16 protein-coding genes are annotated in these 19,492 nt (G+C 64.6%); 6 read left to right on the top strand and 10 right to left on the bottom strand.

From position 1 onward, the window contains the following. The first annotated feature begins 186 nt into the window (after positions 1–186). On the top strand, positions 187–918 hold the full coding sequence (locus tag BM374_RS18275) for a sulfite exporter TauE/SafE family protein (protein WP_092294529.1): 732 nt from the start codon (positions 187–189) through the stop codon (positions 916–918). On the opposite strand, the gene BM374_RS18270 is transcribed toward BM374_RS18275, so the two are convergent. After that, positions 915–2,948, bottom strand: coding sequence for a putative bifunctional diguanylate cyclase/phosphodiesterase (locus BM374_RS18270; protein ID WP_244552622.1), 2,034 nt, complete (start codon positions 2,946–2,948; stop codon positions 915–917). The two genes, BM374_RS18275 and BM374_RS18270, sit on opposite strands and share 4 nt — an antisense overlap. A gap of 17 nt (positions 2,949–2,965) precedes the next feature. Beyond that, a complete protein-coding gene (locus tag BM374_RS18265; protein ID WP_177248379.1) occupies positions 2,966–4,123 on the bottom strand; it encodes an ABC transporter substrate-binding protein in 1,158 nt (385 codons plus the stop codon). A 201-nt stretch (positions 4,124–4,324) separates the two neighbouring features. Between BM374_RS18265 and radA the strand changes: the two genes are divergently transcribed. From radA to BM374_RS18240, 5 genes are all read left to right on the top strand, one after another. Next, complete coding sequence (radA, locus tag BM374_RS18260; RefSeq protein ID WP_092294523.1) at positions 4,325–5,773, top strand: DNA repair protein RadA; 1,449 nt, start codon at positions 4,325–4,327, stop codon at positions 5,771–5,773. A 168-nt stretch (positions 5,774–5,941) separates the two neighbouring features. Beyond that, the gene (locus BM374_RS18255; RefSeq protein WP_092294521.1) at positions 5,942–6,571 is read left to right on the top strand and encodes a CvpA family protein; all 630 of its coding nucleotides are present in this window, start codon (positions 5,942–5,944) and stop codon (positions 6,569–6,571) included. A 28-nt stretch (positions 6,572–6,599) separates the two neighbouring features. Beyond that, positions 6,600–8,111 (top strand): amidophosphoribosyltransferase, encoded by a 1,512-nt coding sequence (gene purF / locus BM374_RS18250; RefSeq protein ID WP_092294519.1) that lies wholly within the window; start codon positions 6,600–6,602, stop codon positions 8,109–8,111. A 142-nt stretch (positions 8,112–8,253) separates the two neighbouring features. Beyond that, positions 8,254–8,994: an SDR family NAD(P)-dependent oxidoreductase gene (locus BM374_RS18245; RefSeq protein ID WP_092294517.1), complete on the top strand. Its 741-nt coding sequence runs from the start codon at positions 8,254–8,256 to the stop codon at positions 8,992–8,994. 223 nt (positions 8,995–9,217) lie between these two features. Further along, entirely contained in the window at positions 9,218–10,444 is a 1,227-nt protein-coding gene (locus tag BM374_RS18240; protein WP_092294515.1) for an ABC transporter substrate-binding protein, read from the top strand. Positions 10,445–10,546: 102 nt separating this feature from the next. Here BM374_RS18240 and der read toward each other — a convergent pair whose 3' ends face one another. The 8 genes from der to BM374_RS18200 form a co-directional block, all read right to left on the bottom strand. Next, complete coding sequence (gene der, locus BM374_RS18235) at positions 10,547–11,929, bottom strand: ribosome biogenesis GTPase Der (protein ID WP_092294513.1); 1,383 nt, start codon at positions 11,927–11,929, stop codon at positions 10,547–10,549. A gap of 49 nt (positions 11,930–11,978) precedes the next feature. Further along, entirely contained in the window at positions 11,979–12,512 is a 534-nt protein-coding gene (locus BM374_RS18230; RefSeq protein WP_092294511.1) for a hypothetical protein, read from the bottom strand. A gap of 32 nt (positions 12,513–12,544) precedes the next feature. Then, the gene (locus tag BM374_RS18225; protein WP_092294509.1) at positions 12,545–13,198 is read right to left on the bottom strand and encodes a tetratricopeptide repeat protein; all 654 of its coding nucleotides are present in this window, start codon (positions 13,196–13,198) and stop codon (positions 12,545–12,547) included. A gap of 170 nt (positions 13,199–13,368) precedes the next feature. Beyond that, a complete protein-coding gene (locus BM374_RS18220) occupies positions 13,369–14,958 on the bottom strand; it encodes a class I adenylate-forming enzyme family protein (protein WP_092294507.1) in 1,590 nt (529 codons plus the stop codon). Positions 14,959–15,031: 73 nt separating this feature from the next. Continuing rightward, positions 15,032–15,613, bottom strand: a complete 582-nt coding sequence (locus BM374_RS18215) for an NnrU family protein (protein ID WP_092294505.1) — start codon at positions 15,611–15,613, stop codon at positions 15,032–15,034. 71 nt (positions 15,614–15,684) lie between these two features. After that, positions 15,685–16,263: a UCP034077 family protein gene (locus BM374_RS18210; RefSeq protein WP_092294503.1), complete on the bottom strand. Its 579-nt coding sequence runs from the start codon at positions 16,261–16,263 to the stop codon at positions 15,685–15,687. 464 nt (positions 16,264–16,727) lie between these two features. Further along, on the bottom strand, positions 16,728–17,252 hold the full coding sequence (locus tag BM374_RS18205; protein WP_092294501.1) for a GNAT family N-acetyltransferase: 525 nt from the start codon (positions 17,250–17,252) through the stop codon (positions 16,728–16,730). Between the two features lie 512 nt (positions 17,253–17,764). Further along, complete coding sequence (locus tag BM374_RS18200) at positions 17,765–19,387, bottom strand: peptide chain release factor 3 (protein ID WP_092294499.1); 1,623 nt, start codon at positions 19,385–19,387, stop codon at positions 17,765–17,767. Positions 19,388–19,492 lie beyond the last annotated feature (105 nt).

Below are 19,492 nucleotides of genomic sequence, written 5' to 3'. Positions count from 1 at the left end.
ACATCATGAAAACAACCCCATGCACAGTAGCCGCCTCCTGCCAGATCAATAGCTTACGGTTATTCCGAAATTTATTTTGACTCGTCGGGCAAAACACTGGCAGGATGTCATCACGAACGACGCCCGTCCGCTGCCAGCAGCGCCGATCGGGAATTCCTCAATTCCCCGATTGCTGGAGATCCCTCCTTGGCCTTCCTCTTCGTCCTCTCCGTCGGCCTCGTCGCCGGCACCATTTCCGGCATCGTCGGCACGGGCTCGTCGATCATGCTGATGCCGGTGCTGGTCTATGCCTACGGGCCGAAGGAGGCCGTGCCGATCATGGCGGTCGCCTCCGTGATGGCGAATCTCTCGCGGATTCTCGCGTGGTGGCGCGAGGTCGACTGGCGGGCCTGCGCGGCCTATTCGGTCACGGGCGTTCCGGCCGCGGTGCTGGGCGCCCGGACGCTGCTCGCCCTGCCCTCACATGCCGTTGGCCTTGCCATCGGCATCTTCCTGATCGTCATGGTGCCGGTGCGGCATTGGCTGGCGCGGCACGAACTCAAAGCCAATCTCTGGCATCTGGCGATCGGCGGCGCGATCATCGGCTATCTCACCGGCATCGTGGTCTCGACCGGACCACTCAGCGTGCCGCTGTTCCTGTTCTACGGCCTTTCCAAAGGCGCCTTTCTCGCGACCGAGGCGGCCTCTTCCCTCGGGCTCTATTTCGCGAAATCGGTCACCTTCGAACGCTTCGGCGCGCTCACCGGCGAGGTCTTCGTGAAGGGCCTGATCGCAGGCTCCTCGCTGATGTCAGGGGCCTTCGTCGCCAAGCGCTTCGTGCTACATCTGAAACCGGAGATGTTCCGCCTGGTGATGGATGCGATCATGCTCGCGGCCGGGCTCTCCATGCTCTGGAACGCGACGCAGCCGTCAGCTTAGGCGAACTCGGGCGCAATCGACGGGCAGTCTGCCAGCACCCGATCATCGCCGCTCCCGGTTTCCGCAAGCCCGCGCAGCACGGCATCGAGCGGCTGCGGCTTGTGATACAGAAAACCCTGGCCGAGCCTCACGCCCATCTCGCGCATGGCCTGCGCCTGCTCCGCGCGTTCGATGCCTTCCGCAATCAGGGTGAGCCCGAGCGTGCCCGCGAGCGAGGCGATGACGCCGACGATCGCCTTGTCTTCGGCGCTGTCGGGGATTTCGCGGATGAACGCCTTGTCGATCTTGACCTTGTCGAGCGGAAACCGCCGCAAGTGGGCGAGCGAACTGTAGCCCGTGCCGAAATCGTCGAGCGCAATGGTTGCGCCCAGGCGCCGCAGGCGGCGCAGCGTATCGGATGCGCTGGCGATATTGTTGATCAGCGACCCCTCCGTGATCTCGAGCTCCAGCGACGAGGCCTCGACATCGAACCGGTTGCAGGTGTCGCGCAATTCGGCCGCGAACGAATGATCGGCCAATTCGGAGGGCGGCAGATTGAGCGCGATCCGGATGTGCGGCTTGCCGGCAGCGGCCAGCTGCTGCAACGCGCGGCAGGCGTCGGTCAGCACGTAGCGCGTCAGCCGCGCATTATTTCCGCTGCGTTCGATCAGCGGCAGGAATTCGCCGGGGCCGATCACGCCGTACTCGCAATGACGCCAACGAATGAGTGCTTCCAGGCCGATCACCTCCTCGCTCATCATGTCGACCTGGCTTTGATACCAGACTTCGAATTGCTGCTCGGCGAAGCCCGTGGGAATTGCGAGCTCCAGATCCCGGCGGCGTCGATAGTGACGCTGGAGCGCTTCATCCAGCACCGCTACCGTGCCAGGCGCCTTGCTCTTGGCGTGGTAGAGCGCAATGTCGGCCAGCGCCGGCAGATGCGACAGCTCGGGGTCGTCGGCGCAGCGCACGGCAAGGCCGATGCTGGCGCGCGGCACGACCTGCTTGTCATGCAGCAGGATCGGCGCGGAAATCGCCTCCAGCAATTGCCGTGCGAACGCCATTGCGGCCGCTTCATTGCTGACCTCGGGGCGAATGACCACGAACTCATCGCCGCCAAGCCGCGCGACCCAATCTTCCGGCTCGACCGTGGCACGAAGCCGCTCCGAGATATGAACCAGGAATTTGTCGCCGGCATCGTGACCGAAGGTGTCGTTGATCCCCTTGAAATCGTCGAGATCGATGAAGCTGAAGGCGATTAGTGCGTCCGGCGAGCCGGCATCGCCGCTCAAGGTCACCAGACGCTCGGACAGCGAGCGGCGGTTGGGCAGCCCCGTGAGCGGATCATGCGAGGCCATGTGGCCGAGCCGGTCGAGCGCGCCTGAGGTCGTGAGCTGCATCGCGTTGAAGGCGCTCGCGAGCTGGCCGAATTCATTGGACGATTTAACGTCGGCCGGATAGGCGCGGCCGTCCTGCTTGCTGCGCTGGATCGCCGACATCATCGCCGCCAGCGGCTTGCCGATGAAGACGTTGGCGGATATCCGCATTGCGATCATGGTCGCAAGCGTCGCGAGCAGGCCGACGATGAGAAGCAGCCCCAGCCTGCTGCCGGTGTCCGCATAGAGCGTCGCATAGGAATAGGCGATCACGATGCGGCCGGCCTGAACGGCCATGTTGCCGTTGCTGTAGTTGACCGGACGTGAGACTTCCGTGAGTGCCTGCCCCGAGGAGGACGCCCCCGCGCGGGCAATCGCAACGCCCGTATCGTCGTAGACGGTGGCCGCGGCGATCGTCTCGTCGTGCATGATCTCGTTGAGGACGCCCGTGACCCGGTCGTAGCGCATCTTCCAGAGCGGCTCGGCGATCAATTGGGCGCGGCTCTCGGCGACGCGCGCAATGCGGGCATCGAGCTGCCTGATCTGCGACCAGAAGCTCGAGACCTCGACGCCGGCGGATGCGAGCAATTGCACCAGCAGCAGAACGGGCACGGTGGCCCAGATCATCGCGCGGACGACCGAGCGCGATGGCGCGGGCTTCGCTGGACCGTTCATCCCGTCAGCGTCCGGCATCATTCACCGGCGCTGCTTGGAGGTGACAGCGAGGAGATCAGCATATCCACTGAGAAGTCGTATTGGCCGCAGCGTCCCGGCTTTGCCCTGATTCGCGCAAAATCGATCCGGTCGAAGGCCCGGCTCTTGATCAGCGCGGCGACGGAGCCGAGATTGTCGCGCGTGATCGCCGACGTCTTGACCTCGATATGCGGCGAGCTGGCTGCGAAGTCGCAGCCGTCAGCGTAGTCGCGCAGCAGGACGATCGACCAGCCACCGAGCAGGAAATGACCGCCATCTGTCAGCAGCAAACGACCGGCCTTGATTTCACGCAGCGCGTCCTCCGACCAGTTGAGTCCGACAATCTGGAGATCCTGCCCCGGTGTGATGCCGGCGGCCGCGACGGCCTTGAGCGCCCCTAGCGCCATCGGATCGTTGCCAGCCCAGATCCCTGCGGGACGGATGCCCTTGCGCTGCGCCCAGCCCAGGTAATTGGCCGCCACCTGCTCCGCTTCCGACTGCGTCCAGTTCGCGAACAGCATCCGGTCCACGACCACGTCGGGCGCCGCTGCGACCGCGAGCTGGAGGCCGGCATTGCGGGCGATCGAGGCCGGCGTGATCTCGTCGCCGCCGATTCCGAGTAGATGGATCTTGCCATCAGGGCTTTGCCATTTCTCGTTGCGTGCCGCGCCGATCAGCGCATTCGCCATCCGCGCGCCCGCGGTCGTCAGGTCGGTCGTGATGTCGCCGAGCCAGTTCTTGAGCTTGGCTCGCGGCGGCCCAAGGCGCGTCGCGTCCTCGCCGATCAACGTGTTCGACAGCAGCAGCGTCTTGATGCCTGCCGCCTCGGCCGCCTCCAGGATCGGAATGGCGGCGGACTCTTCGTTCGACAGAATGAGGAAGTCCGGCTTGTCGGTACGGGCGACCACGCCGAGGCCGAGCTCCTGCATGGTGCGGTAATTGCGCTCGCTGGTCAGCACCTCGACATGGGCGTCGAGCTTGCGGCCGGCGGCCTGCATGGTCTGCGAGACCATGTCCCAGTAGACCTCCCCGGTCTTACCGGGATTCACGAAGACGATGTTGAGCGGCTTTGCATCGGCCGCAACGACAGGGCCAGCCGGCACGAGAACGCCAAAGGCCATGCTCGCAGCGAGCAATATCCGTGAAAGGACCGTCATTCGTTTCGCCACCCCATCCTGGTTCCGAAACTGGACCTGCGTCCGCTAACATTTGGCAAAGTCCGGCGCAGCGGGACGGCGTAACGCTAACAAAGGGTGTATCGGTTGCACGGAATTGGGCTCGTTGGAGCGCTCACGATGCCCGCGCAGCCCATCATTCCGTGCTATCAGCGCATTTGAAACCTCCGACTCACCACACCGATGGCCAAGAACACGCTTTCCTTCGTCTGCCAGAACTGCGGCGCGGCCTATAACCGCTGGCAGGGCAAGTGCGAATCCTGCGGCGAGTGGAATACGCTCGCCGAGGAGGACACCTCAGGCAGCGTGCCGGTCTCGATCCGCTCCAAGCGCAAGGGTCGGACGTTTGCGCTGGAGAGTCTTGCCGGCAAGAGCCCGGATGCGCCGCGCATGTCGTCCGGGCTAACCGAGCTCGATCGCGTCACCGGCGGCGGCTTCGTCCGCGGTTCGGTGCTTCTGGTCGGCGGCGATCCCGGCATCGGCAAGTCGACGCTATTGACGCAGGCGACCAGCATGATGGCGCGCGCCGGCCACCGCATCGTCTATATCTCCGGCGAAGAAGCCATTGCCCAGGTGCGGCTGCGCGCCGAGCGGCTCGGGCTGTCGGATGCGCCGGTGCAGCTCGCGGCCGAGACTTCGGTCGAGGATATCGTCTCGACCCTGTCGGAAGGCACGGTGCCACGGCTGATCGTGATCGACTCGATCCAGACCATGTGGACCGACACGGTGGAATCGGCGCCGGGCACGGTCACGCAGGTGCGCGCTTCGGCGCAGGCGCTCATTCGTTTCGCCAAGAAGACGGGTGCTGCCATCATCCTGGTCGGCCACGTCACCAAGGACGGCCAGATCGCCGGCCCCCGCGTCGTCGAGCACATGGTCGATGCCGTGATGTCCTTCGAAGGCGAAGGCTCGCAGCAATTCCGCATCCTGCGCGCCGTGAAGAACCGCTTCGGCCCGACGGACGAGATCGGCGTGTTCGAGATGACCGGCCTCGGTCTGCGCGAGGTCACCAACCCCTCCGAGCTGTTCCTGTCCGAGCGCGATCTCGGCACGCCCGGCACGGCTGTCTTCGCAGGGATCGAGGGCACGCGGCCAGTTCTGGTCGAATTGCAGGCGCTGGTGGCGCCGACCTCGCTCGGCACCCCGCGCCGCGCGGTGGTCGGCTGGGATCAGAGCCGGCTCTCGATGGTGCTGGCGGTGCTGGAGGCGCATTGCGGCGTCAAGCTGTCCGGCCACGACGTCTACCTGAACGTCGCCGGCGGCCTGCGCATCCACGAACCGGCCGCCGACATGGCCGCTGCAGCCGCGCTGGTTTCGTCTCTGGTTAACGCGCAGTTACCCACCGATGCGGTCTATTTTGGCGAGATTTCGCTCTCCGGCGTGATCCGCCCGGTGGCGCAGACCCCGGCGCGGCTCAAGGAAGCGGCAAAACTCGGCTTCAAGCGCGCTGTACTGCCCGAATCGGCTCGAGGTGGCGAGGCGAGCGGGGATGCCGGATTGTCCCTGAACGCGATCAATAGTCTTACGACGCTGGTCGCTGAAATCGCCGCCCGAGGCTCGCGCCGGGGTGAGTCGAGCGCTCCAGCGGAGAAAAATGCCACACCGGCAAGATTCCGCCGTGGAGAGGGTTAGCTGGAGGTGACGCCAAGCGCCCCCGCCGCTATACAGCCGTCACAAAAGCAGCATGGGATTGCGTGGTTGCGGCCTTGCCGGAAGCGTCGTCTGGCCCTCTTTTAGGGCGGCGGCCAAACACCGATTCGCTGAGCACCCTTTGAGAGTACGAGCGGACCAGACCAGCCGATGCCAGTAACACTCCTCGATCTGATCCTGCTCGGTGTGATGCTGATCTCGGGCCTGCTGGCCATGGTTCGCGGCTTCATGCGCGAGATCCTCTCGATCGCGGCCTGGGGTACCGCGGCGATCGTGACGCTCTACTCCTTCTCCAAGCTGCTGCCGACCGCCAAGACCTATTTCAACAACGACACGGTCGCGAGCGTGGTTGTGGTCGCCGGCGTGTTCGTGGGCACCCTGATCGTCGTCTCCGTGATCACGGTCCGAATCTCCGACATGATCCTGGATTCGCGCATTGGTGCGCTGGACCGCACGCTCGGGTTCCTGTTCGGGCTGGCTCGCGGGCTTTTGATCGTCGTGGTCGCCTTCCTGTTCTTCACCTGGCTGGTGCCGGACAAGCAGCGCCCCGACTGGGTCACAGGGGCCAAATCCCGCGTGGTGCTCCAGGGAACCGGGGATTGGCTGATGTCCCTCTTGCCTGACGACCCCGAGAACACCATCTTGAAGAGATTCAAGAAAAACAAACCAGACGATGATCAAGCTGATACCGAACAGCAGCCTTCGGGCAGCGGCGACGGGTACAGCAAACCTGCTCGTGACAGCCTGAAGAAGCTGATCGAGAAACCTGCGGCGCGTTGATTGAGCCCTAGAGAGAGGCGCGGACGAGATGCGACACCCTGACCAGGACGCCCAAGCCGAACTCGATCCCGGCTCCGCCGCGCTAGAGCTTCAGGACGACCTGGAGGGAGATACGGTCCGCGAGGAATGCGGCGTATTCGGCATCTACGGACATCCTGATGCCGCCGCCATCACGGCGCTCGGCCTCCACGCCCTCCAGCATCGCGGCCAGGAAGCCGCCGGCATCGTCTCCTATGATGGTAGCCGCTTCCACAGTGAACGCCGCCTGGGCCTCGTCGGCGACACCTTCTCCCGCCGCGAGGTGATCGACCGCCTGCCCGGCACCATGGCAGTCGGCCACGTCCGCTACGCCACAACGGGTGCCACCATCCTGCGCAATGTGCAGCCGCTGTTCGCCGAGCTCAATGCCGGCGGCCTCGCGGTCGCCCACAACGGCAACCTCTCAAACGGCCTGACGCTGCGCCGCGAGCTCGTCAAGAACGGCGCGATGATGCAGTCGACGTCCGACACCGAGGTGATCCTGCACCTGGTGGCGCGCTCCAGGCGTAGCCGCTTCATCGAGCGCTACATCGACGCGCTGCGCGAGATCGAAGGCGCCTATGCGCTGGTCTCGCTCACCAACAAGAAGCTGGTCGGCTCGCGCGATCCGCGCGGCATCCGCCCGCTGGTGCTCGGCGAGCTCGACGGCTGCCCGATCCTGACGTCGGAGACCTGTGCGCTCGACATCATCGGCGCGCGCTTCGTGCGCGACATCGAACCCGGCGAAGTCATCGTGTTCGACGAAAACGGCCAGGACATCCACAAGCCGTTCCCGCCGATGGCGCCGCGCCCCTGCATCTTCGAGTACATCTATTTCGCGCGTCCGGACTCCATCGTGCACGGCCGCTCGGTCTACGAGGTGCGCAAGAATTTCGGCGCCCAGCTCGCACGCGAGAGCCATGTGCCCGTCGATGTCGTGGTGCCGGTGCCGGATTCCGGCGTGCCCGCCGCGGTCGGCTACAGCCAGCATTCGGGCGTGCCGTTCGAGCTCGGCATCATCCGCAACCACTATGTCGGCCGCACCTTCATCCAGCCGACCCAGGCGATCCGCGAATCCGGCGTGCGCATGAAGCACTCGGCCAACCGCGCCGCGATCGAAGGCAAGCGCATCATCCTGATCGACGACTCGCTGGTGCGCGGCACCACCTCGAAGAAGATCGTGCGCATGATGCGCGATGCCGGTGCCAAGGAAGTGCACTTCCGCCTCGCCTCGCCCCCGATTCTCTACCCCGATTATTACGGCATCGACCTGCCCGACCGTGGCGGCCTCCTGGCCGCGACGCATTCGCTGGAGGAGATGCGCGAGCTCATCGGCGCCGACTCGCTCGCCTTCCTGTCGATCGACGGCATGTACCGCGCCATGGGCGAGCCCGGCCGCGATCCCGCCAATCCGAAGTTTGCGGATCACTGCTTTACCGGCGATTATCCAACCCACCTCACCGACCAGACCCAGACCGAGCCGCAGCCGCGGCAGCTGTCGCTGCTGGCGGAGGCGAGCTGACGGCGAAGGCGTCATCGCGGGGGCTCATCAGAGGCCTCTTTTCGTCGTGGCCGGGCTTGTCCCGGCCATCCACGTCTGTAATACCCGCCGTAAAGAACGTGGATGCCCGTGACAAGCCCGGGCATGACGGAAGTATTCGCCGATGACCAAACCTCTCGCCAACCGCATCGCTCTCGTCACCGGCGCCTCGCGCGGCATCGGCTTTGCCACGGCGCTCGCGCTGGCGAAGGCCGGGGCGCATATTGTGGCCACCGCGCGCACGCAAGGCGGGCTCGAAGAGCTCGACGACGAGATCCGCAATGTGGGCGGCAGCGCGACGCTGGTGCCGCTCAACCTCACCGATACCGACGGCATCGCCCGGCTCGGTGCGGGCCTGCACGAGCGCTATGGCAAGCTCGACATCCTCGTCGGCAATGCCGGCGTGCTCGGCCCCTCCTCGCCGATCGGCCATATCGAGCTGAAGACATTCAACGACGTGATGGCCGTCAACGTCTCCGCAAACTTCCAGCTGATCCGCTGCATGGAGCCGCTGCTGAAGCAGTCCGATGCCGGCCGGGCGGTGTTCATCACCTCGAGCGCCGCCAACAAAGCCACCGCCTATGTCAGCCCCTACGCCGCCTCCAAGGCCGCGCTGGAGACGCTGGCCCGTGCCTGGGCCCACGAAACCGCGAACACGAAGATCCGCGTCAATTTGTTCAATCCGGGCCCGATCCGCACCCGCATGCGCGCCACCCTGATGCCGGGCGAGGACCCGGCGACGCTCGACACGCCCGAGCAGGTCGCCGAATTCATCGTGCCCATGTGTGCGCCCGACTGGACGGAAACCGGCAAGTTCTACGACTACAAGACGCGCAGCCTGATGACCTTCCGCGCGCCGGCCTGAGGGCTTCGGCTCAATCGTGCAGGAGCTCTAGCTGCCCCCGGACGCGCTGAAATAGCGTCTCAACGCATCTTTGCCCCAGAGTTAACCGACGGGTGACGCGACGGCGCAGCGTCGTCCGGCTTTAGGCGCATTGCCGGGGCCCGCGGGACGCGGTAGAGCCATCCGCCGGAACAAGGCTCCGCAAGAGGGCCGTCCGCACATTTGACAATGGAGGAAATCCTTTATGACGACGACGTTCGCGCGCCGCTCCGCGGCCCTTCTGGCCTGCGCCGCCTTCGGTTTTGCCACATCCGCCAACGCTCAGGACAAGACCGTCACGATCGGCGTGCTCAACGACATGTCGAGCCTCTACGCCGATATCGGCGGCCCCGGCTCCGTGGCGGCGGTCAAGATGGCGGTCGAGGATTCGGGCCTGGCTGCCAAGGGCTGGAAAATCGAGGTGGTCAGCGGCGACCACCAGAACAAGCCTGATGTCGGCGTCAACATCGCGCGGCAGTGGATCGACACCCAGAAGGTCGACATGATCACCGACACGCCGAACTCCGGCGTGGCCCTGGCGGTCAGCAACGTCGCCAAGGAAAAGAACGTCGTCCTGCTCAACAATGGCGGCGCCAGCGCCGATCTCACCGGCAAGGCCTGCAACGCCAACACCATCTCCTACACCTACGACACCTACATGCTGGCCAACGGCACCGGCAAGGCGCTGACCAAGGCTGGCGGCGATAGCTGGTTCTTCCTGACCGCCGACTACGCCTTCGGCGCCGCGCTCGAGCGTGACACCAGCGCCGTTGTCACCGCGAACGGCGGCAAGGTGCTCGGTGGCGTCAAGCATCCGCTCAACACCTCGGACTTCTCGTCCTTCCTGCTTCAGGCGCAGAACTCCAAGGCGAAGATCATCGGGCTTGCCAATGCCGGCGGCGACACCACCAATTCGATCAAGCAGGCGGCCGAGTTCGGCATCGTCGAAGGCGGCCAGAAGCTTGCCGCGCTGCTGCTCTTCATCAACGACGTCCACTCGCTCGGCCTCAAGACCGCGCACGGCCTGACCTTCACCGAATCCTTCTACTGGGATCTGAACGACAACACCCGCGCCTGGTCCAAGCGATTCCAGGAGAGGGTGGCCAACCACGCGATGCCCTCGATGACCCAGGCCGGCAACTATGCCGGCGTAATCCACTACCTGAAGGCGCTCGAGGCGCTCGGCGGCAATCCGCATGACGGCGCCAAGGTCGTCGCCAAGATGAAGGAAATCCCGACGGACGATCCGCTGTTCGGCAAGGGCCCGCTGCGCGAGGACGGCCGCCGCATCATCCCGGCCTACCTGTTCGAGGTGAAGAAGCCGGAGGAATCGAAGGGACCGTGGGACTATTACAAGCTGGTTGCGAACATCCCGGCGGAAGATGCCGCAAGGCCGCTCAAGGACAGCGAGTGCCCGCTGGTGAAGAAGTGACCGCGTAACGGTCATTCCGGGGCGGCCCAAGGGACCGAACCCGAAATCTCGAGATTCCGGTCTGGTGCCAATGCACCAGACCGGAATCACAATGATCCGCGCTCACGAAGGCCGCTTGCGCTTGTGTGCGAAGGGATTGGCCTTCTCGCGCAAGGTGATGCGCACGGGCGTGCCCGGCAGGTCGAAGGCCTCACGCATCGAATTGATGAGATAGCGCAGGTACGACTGCGGCACCGCGTCCGCGCGCGAACAGAACAACACGAAGCTGGGCGGGCGCGCCTTGGTCTGCGTGATGTAGTTCAGCTTCAGCCGGCGGCCGGACACGGCGGGCGGCGGATTGGCCTGGGTCGCCTGTTCGAACCAGCGGTTCAAGGCCGACGTCGGCACGCGCCTGTTCCAGAGCGCATAGGCATCCTGGATCGCCTGCATCAGGCGATCGATGCCCTCGCCCATCAGGCCGGAGACGGCGACGATTGGCACGCCCTTGAGCTGCGGCAGCCAATGATCGGCGTCGCGGCGCAGAGCGGAGATCGCGCCGCCGCCCTTGGTCTCCATCAGGTCCCATTTGTTGACGGCGAGCACGACGGCGCGGCCCTCACGCTCGATCAGGTCGGCGATACGCAGATCCTGCTCCTCGAAGCGGTTCTGCGTGTCCATCATCAGCACGACCACTTCGGCAAAGCGCACCGCGCGCAGCGCATCCGCAACCGAGAGCTTCTCCAGCTTCTCCTCGATGCGCGAGCGCCGCCGCAGACCCGCGGTGTCGAACACACGGAAATCGCGGCCCTTCCAGTTGATCTCGACTGCAATGGAATCGCGCGTGGTGCCGGCCTCCGGGCTCGTCAGCAGCCGCTCCTCGCCGAGCAGATGGTTGATGAGCGTCGACTTGCCGGCATTGGGCCGACCGACGATGGCAACCCGGATCGGGCGCGTTGCGGCTTCCTCCTCGGAGAGCGGTTCGTCGTCCTCGGCCTCATCCTCGTCGACAGGCTCCGGCATCAGCCTGGCGAGCGCATCGTAAAGCTCACCCATACCCTCGCCATGCTCGGCCGAGATCTGGATGGGATCGCCGAGACCAAGCGCAAACGATTCCATTGCGCCGGCATCGCCGTGCTTGCCCTCGCTCTTGTTGGCGACCAGCAGCACGGGCTTGTTGGCCTTGCGCGCGAAATCGGCGAAAGCGCGATCGGTCGGCGTGAGGCCGATGCGGGCGTCGATCACGAAGAACAGCGCATCGGCCTGCGCGATCGCGGCCTCGGTCTGCTCCTGCATGCGCGCAGTCAGCGACCCCTTGGCGCCCTCGTCGAGGCCGGCGGTATCGACGATGGTGAATTCGAGATCGCCCAGTTTTGCCTCACCCTCGCGGCGGTCGCGGGTGACGCCGGGCAGGTCATCGACGAGCGCGAGCTTCTGTCCGACGAGGCGGTTGAACAGTGTCGACTTGCCGACATTGGGCCGGCCGATGATGGCGATCGTAAAGGACATCGGTCATTCGTGCGCTGCGGAGGCTGCGCCTGTCAATCAGATGAGAAAGCTAGCGCGAGAAACTGCCGCTCGGCAGCGGCGCCGGGAAAGCGCCCTGCGGCTGCTGTGGCTGGGTGGTCTGGGCCGACTGCGCCGGCTGCTGTGCGGGCTGCTGGTCCGACGGCGGCGCGGTGGTGCGCTTGCGGACAATCTTGTGCTTCGGCGGCGCTGGTGCCGCCTCGGGCTGAGCTTCGCCGTCAACCTCGGCAGCCGGCGCGGCGGCGGATGGCGCCGTGTGCTTGGTCTTCTTCCCCTTGGCAGATTTCGACGGCTTGGCGGGCTCCGCAGGCGGCGGCTCGGCCGGGAGCGCTGCGACCGCGGACGCATCCTCTTGTTGCTGCGCGCCCTTGTAAAGCTCCTTCGGAACGCCCTGCTCGAGGCCTGGCACACCCTCGGGGAAAACAGGCTTGCGCTCGCCCGGCAGCTTCTTCTTCGTGTCGAGGAAGTCCAGGAGATCACTCGGATCGAAGCTGGAGCAACCGCTCAGAACGCCCGTGAAGGCGATCAGGACGGCAGCTGCGATCAAACGTGGCGTGCGGCGCATCTTGGATCTCGTTTACGTCAGAAGGGCCGTCGTCAGCTCTTGGCGACGGGCGGCAGCAGGGCTTGGAGCGCCTCGGCGCGCGAGCGCAGGCTCGGTGGCGTTTCGCCGTCTTCGGCGATTGCGTCGAGCCATTTGCGGGCTGCGGTCATGTCGTTGTTGCGCCAGGCCGCCAGCGCCAGCAATTCGCGGGCGGTGTGGCGGAAGGTCGATTTGGGATCGGCGGAGGATTCCAGCCGCTGCTGCATGTCGGCGTAGGAGGCGCTGTCCACCAGCAGGCCGGCCGCGCGAATCTTCGCCAGGTCCTGCCACTCGCTACCGATGCTGCGGTCGGCTGCAATGTCGTCATACATCTTGGCCGCAGCCTTGGGATCGCGGGCCGATGCCTCGGCCGCAGCACGAAGCCGCGACAGCGTGCGATAGCCGGACGGCGCCTTGGCGACGAGATCGGCGAAGGCGGTCTCGGCCTCCGCGTGCTTGCCCTGCTCCGACAGCTCGACGGCCTTGTCGAAGATCGCGCCGGCCTCGGCGGCCTTCTTGGCCTCCAGGTACTGGTAGCCGCGCCAGCCGCCCACGGCCGCCACGATCAGCACCATCAGGGCGATGAAGTAGAGCGAATATTTGTCCCACAGCTTTTTGAGCTGTTCGCGACGTACTTCCTCGTCGACTTCGTCAAATAATTCAGACACTTAAGCTAATCCCATGCCCGGCCGGGAGCGCGCGCCAGATCGTGCGCGTCCAAATCCCGTCCCCACGTCGCGGCGGCGATACCCTATCGATATGGCGGTGGCAAGGCAAAGCAAGCCCGATCAAGGCGTTAACGCGACCACCGGGGTTTCCAGGGGCTTGCCCGCCCGGGTCAGACCAGCAGCTCCCGCAGCTGGCGCTTCACTACCTTGCCATTGGCATTGCGCGGCAGGGGCTCGGCGGTCACCGTCATCGTCTCCGGCACCTTGTAGTCCGACAACCGCTGGGCGCACCAGGCGCGCAGGTCGTCGCTCCCGACCCGCTCGCGCGCGACCACCACGGCATGGACACGCTCGCCAAGCACCGGGCATGGCTTTGCAATGATCGCACTCTCGACCACGGCGGGATGGCCGGCCAGCACGGATTCGACCTCGGCCGAATAGACCTTCAGGCCGCCGCGGTTGATCATGTCCTTCTGTCGGTCGAACACGCGGACGAACCCCTCGGCATCGACCGAGCCGAGGTCGCCCGAATGCCAGAAGCCGGCGGTAAAACTCTCCGCGGTGGCCTTGGGGTTATTCCAGTAGCCCTTGATGACGGAGGCGCTTTGGATCCAGAGCTCGCCGATGTCCCCACGCGGCAGTTCGCGCCCATCCGTCCCCATCGCAATGATCCGCGCGCCCGGGCACGCCAGTCCGACGCTGTCGATGTGGGTCGCCGTCAGCTCGCCCGGCATGATGGTCGAGGGCGACGTCGTCTCGGTCGCGCCGTAGCAGTTCATCAGCTTCAGGCCGGGAATCGTCGCCTTGAGCTTCTCGATGGTCGCGACCGGCATCGGCGCGCCGCCGAAACCGCCGATGCGCCAGCTGGAGAGATCGTAGCTGTCGAAGTCCGGCTGCAGCAGGCAGAGATTGTACATCGCCGGCACCATCACCGTATAGGAGATACGCTCGCGTGCGGCGAGCTTGAGATAATCGGCCGCCTTGAATTCCGGCATGATGATCAGCGCGCCGCCGCAGCGGATCATGGTCGTGATGTTGGCGACGACGCCGGTGACGTGGCCGAGCGGGACGGCTGCGATCGAGCGATCGGCCGCCGTCAATTGCAGGCAGGAGACGAATACCATCGAGGAATGCACGATGTTGCAATGGGCCAGCGTCGCGCCCTTTGGCTTCCCCGTCGTGCCCGAGGTGTAGAGGATCATCGCAGTGTCCTCTTCACTGACCTCGACCGGCGCCGCCGCCGGCGTGTTGCCGGCGAGCGCGGCGAAACGCGACAGCGCCGGATCGTTGTCGATGGCAATGCGATGAACCATTTCGGGCACATCCTGCGCCTCCGGCAGCCGCTCGACGAGGCCTGCTTCGTGGATCAGGATCCTGGCACCGCAATCGGCCAGGACATAGGCAATCTCCGGCTTCTGCTGGCGCGTGCTGAGCAGCACCGTGACCAGCCCCTCATGCGCGGCGGCGAACAGCAGCAGCGGAAACTCGATGCGGTTGCCGAGCAGGATCGCGACGCGGTCGCCGCGTTGCAGCCCGAGCTTGCGAAAGCCCGAGGCAATCCGCGCCGCCTGCTCCACCGCCTGTAGCCAACTGAGCCTGATATCGCCGCAGACGAGCGCTTCGCCGTCCGCGTTGCGCGCGGCAGCCTCCGCGATCATCGCCCAGACGCTTGCGGGACGATCGAGAAAGGCCGGAACCACGCGATCGCCAAAACGGGTCTCCAACCGCATCGGCGGAATCTGAGATTGCGACCAGTCCATCGGAAAGCCCTCGGCTTGTTGCTTTTGTCACCTTCCCCGCATGGCCACGGCGGTGCTGTCTTGTGCCAATCGGCTAGCCCATGACGGGAACGCCGATCACGACCGGATGGAACGCAAAGGCCAGCGCCAGATAGGCCACGATGCCGACCGCGACCGCGATCAGATCGTTGGTGACGCCACCCACCGGAATCGGCGGGGCACCGGCATCCTTGCGATGCTTCAACGAAATGCGGTCATACACGCCCCAGCCCAGGAAGGAGCCGAACAGGATGATCGAGCCGAGATCGCCGTTGGCGAGCAGATGCGCGAACGCCCACAGCTTGATGCCGGCGAGCATCGGATGCTTCAGCGTCGCATAGATGCGGCCGCGCAGGTATGAAGTGACCACCAGGATCACGGCCGGCAGCATCAGCGCGACCGTGATGTGCTTCATCGCTTTCGGCGGATACCAGACATCGATCCAGCCTGAGCTGCGATAATGGCCAAAGCCCCAGACGATCAGCGCCAGGCCCGCAAGCGAGACGACCGAGTAGAGGATCTTGTAAGTCCCCTCGCCGAGCCGCGCGATCGCCTGCGCGCGTGCGTCACGTTTCGTCGTGAAAACATGGGCCGCGAAAAACAGCACCAGCCCCAGGATCATGACCAACAGACCCACGACATCCTCCCCTTCATCAGCGCCCCCGGCTCTCAGGTATCACCGATTGGCCGCCGGTCGCAACCGATGCGCTATTTTCCAAGCTCGCGATTGTCGACATAGCGGATCGCAATTGGCCGTCCGGCCAAAGCGCCTCCGAGGCCGCCGGTGAACTTCAGCGGCAGACAGGCGTTCAAGGACGAATTGATCGCGTTGAGGTAAGTGGTTCGCGTCTCGGCGGGAACGCCCGCGGTTGCAAAGGTCAGCCGCGGCGGGCCGATCAGGCCGCCGGCTTTATTGAAGCTGAAACGGACAGCCATCTGCATGCCCGCACGCGCATTGTCCGACGGCGGTGACCAGCAGGTGCGCAGCTCGGCAAAGAGATCGCCGATCGTGTCGAGGTCGTGATCCGGCTTTTGATACTTGGCCCGATCAGCTTCCGACGGCACGCTTTCGATGGTGAGCTGAAGGTTCTGGCCGTAGGGATAGTCGATCTCGGGAATGCAGGGGCCGGGCTCGAGCGGACTGCAATAGGACGGCGTGCAGGGCCTGAAGTCGAGCACGCTGCACGGTTCGTGCGCAAACGGGATCGGATTGATCCGGCGGCGCTCCGCGTCGGCGGCAGCGGTCGAGATCGCCAACACCGTGAAAACGAGAATGCCGCGCCACATGCTTTCAGCCCGCGATGTCACGCGAACCAACGTGGCATCCTCAATGAACGCGTCAACCCCGCGGTTGTTCACATGCTCGCGTTCAGGCACAGTGTCGTCGCCCGGCTTGACCGGGCGATCCAGTATCCAGAGACAGTTGTAATTGAGTCGAGAGGCCGCCGCGTACAGGTAAGGTCGTGTACCTGTTTGGTGCCGCGCGCGACGATGCTGAGTCCGGTTCGCCCGATTAGCGGCCGGCGTCATACGGCGGTGTGATATGTCGCGAGGACCACGAGCCGACATGCCGGGCTACACCGGTTTGGTAGTCAGCCGCGGAGCTGTACCGATAATCTCCCAGACTTCGACCCGCTTCGCTACAAACTGAGCCTCGGCAGCCTGCAGATTCCGGTCCGGCCAACATGCTGGGTGCTCTGAACCCGTGGTCTGAAGCAGCTCGCCATCGGATGGCCCTGGCGCCGTCTGCGTTAGTTTATCCGCGTAGCTCTGGCCATCAGACAAACCGGCACACCGTTGATCGCAGCATGCTCGAACGTCTCCCGACCTAGACGCGCATAGAGACCATCGTTCTTCGGCGTGAAAAGGTAGATCTTACCAAACCCGAGGCGACCGGCTTCGGAGATTGCGGCCAGTGCGAGTTTTGATGCAATACCTCTGCCGCGATGCGTCGGCGGCACAATCACCGACGACAGCCAGGGTGTGAGATGTTTGTGGGTTAGCGTGGTCGCGGAGATATTGGCCGAGCCGACGAGATCGCCCTCGTTGTTTGAGATCGCCACTAAGGAGATCGGCAGCCGCGCCTTATCGCTGGCGCCTCTCAGCCGTTCAGCACGTTGTTCCAATGTGCCGTTGGGGCTCAGATAGCCGAACTCGGCCTGCTGCCATGCCGCAACGGTCGGAATGTGATGCTGATGGTCGAACAAGTGATGAATCTCGATACTCATGTCGTACCCTTTGTCCTGCCGATGCTCGAAAACCTTCACGTTACGCATAGTTGAACATGCATGGCATGGGTGAGTTGCCGTTACCAGCCGGCCTCAAGCGGCGGCGCAATACGCCAGTAAGGGACTTATCCGAAGCACTACTCTGCGTGCTCGCTGAACGAGGCGATCGCTTGTCGGCTGCGGTTGACCACCAAGCGCGTCACGTCCGGTCGCGAATAGTGGCCCGCTTCGTTGGATCGGCAAGGTTTTGTTGCGATCAAACTGCGCCCGAACATACGTCGTACACTTCATGCCGTCACGAGGAGTCCTGACGAGCTCGCCCTGTACCCTTGGCATATCTGAAGCTCATCAAGCTCAACCGGAGATCAGAAAGGGGGCGGCCAGCTAGCGCGGTAGAAAGCTAGGGTTTCACGGCCCAAGTGAGCCGATGTGAGTGATCTCGAGGCTCGGGCAATGCCCTCTTTGGGTCATTTCGGCCGATTTTGTGGACCCTGACGCGCCCGATCAAGCCGGGCAAGACAGCGAAGGGCGCGTTGCAGACTGCAGAACAGGCCGCCGCCCTACCCCTTCTTCTTGACGTCCTTGACGTTGGTGAACTCGATGCCCTCGGCCCGCTCCTTGGTGTAGCCGAGATAGAACTCGTTCCTCGCGAGATACACGGGGTCGCCGTCGACATCGTCGGCGATGCTGGACGTGTTGGCCGCGATGAAGGTGTCGAGCTTCTTGCGATCCTCCGAGGAGACCCAGCGCGCGAGTTGGAACTCGCTGACCTCGAACTCGACCGGCAGCGAATATTCCGCTTCCAGCCGCGCCTTGAGCACGTCGAGCTGCAGCGCGCCGACCACGCCGACCAGCGCGGGCGCACCGTCGCGCGGACGGAACACCTGCACCACACCCTCTTCCGACATCTGCTGAAGCGCTTCCTTCAGCTTCTTCGCCTTCATCGCGTCGGTAAGACGGACGCGGCGTACGATTTCCGGCGCGAAGCTCGGCACGCCGACGAAGTTGAAGTCCTCGCCCTCGGTCAGGGTGTCGCCGATCCGCAGCGTACCGTGATTGGGAATACCGACGACGTCGCCGGCAAAGGCCTCGTCCGCGACCGAGCGATCCTGCGCGAAGAAGAATTGCGGGCTCGACAGCGGCATGCTCTTGCCGGTGCGCACCAGCTTGGCCTTCATGCCGCGGCTGAGCTTGCCGGAGCAGAGTCGCGCGAAGGCGATGCGGTCGCGATGGTTCGGATCCATGTTGGCCTGGATCTTGAACACGAAGGCGCTCATGCGCGGATCGGTGGCTTCGACCTTGCGCTGGTCGCTATCCTGCGCGCGCGGCTCGGGCGCGAACTTGCCGAGGCCTTCGAGCAGGTCGCCGACACCGAAATTGCGCAGCGCACTGCCGAAATAGACCGGCGTCAGATGACCCTCGCGAAATGCCTCGAGCTCGAACGGCTTTGAGGCCTCGGTGACGAGCTCAAGCTCATCCTTCACGGCTGAAGCATCTAGATTGGCGTTGAGCTTGGCAAGTTCGGCGATCTCGATCTGCTGCGCCGCGCCAGTCTTGGCGCCGCCGCCTTCGAGCAGGCGGACACCGCCGTTGATAACGTCATAGGTGCCGAGGAAGTCGCGCCCGCGGCCGACCGGCCAGGTCATCGGCGTGGTGTCGAGCGCCAGCGTCTTCTCGATCTCGTCGAGCAGCTCGAAGACGTCGCGGCTCTCGCGATCCATTTTGTTGATGAACGTGATGATCGGGATGTCGCGGAGGCGACAGACCTCGAACAGTTTTCGCGTGCGCGCCTCGATACCCTTGGCGGCGTCGATCACCATGACGGCGGAATCGACCGCAGTCAGCGTGCGATAAGTGTCTTCCGAGAAGTCTTCGTGGCCCGGCGTGTCCAGGAGGTTGAAGACGAGGCCCTCGAACTCGAAGGTCATCACCGAAGTCACGACGGAAATGCCGCGCTCCCGTTCGATCTTCATCCAGTCCGAGCGGGTATTGCGGCGCTCGCCCTTGGCCTTGACCTGGCCGGCGAGATTAATGGCGCCACCGAACAGCAGCAGCTTTTCGGTCAGCGTGGTCTTTCCGGCGTCGGGGTGGGAGATGATCGCAAAGGTACGCCGCCGCGCCACTTCAGCGGCAAGCGGGGAACGGGCCGGCGATTCGGCTGCGGGGGTGGCGATGTCGGACATGGCGGGAGCGTTTGGCAGGGAAAACGGGCCTGATCAAGCCTCATTTGGTGATTGCGGAACCCTTCGGCCAGCCCCATATCGGCTTTCCGGGGAGGACGACCTTCC

The sequence above is a fragment of the Bradyrhizobium sp. Ghvi genome, from assembly GCF_900115265.1.
In the GTDB taxonomy this organism is placed as follows: Bacteria; Pseudomonadota; Alphaproteobacteria; order Rhizobiales; family Xanthobacteraceae; genus Bradyrhizobium.
The sequence above is the reverse complement of the archived record's forward strand: the minus strand, read 5'-3'. Positions and strand labels throughout refer to the sequence as shown.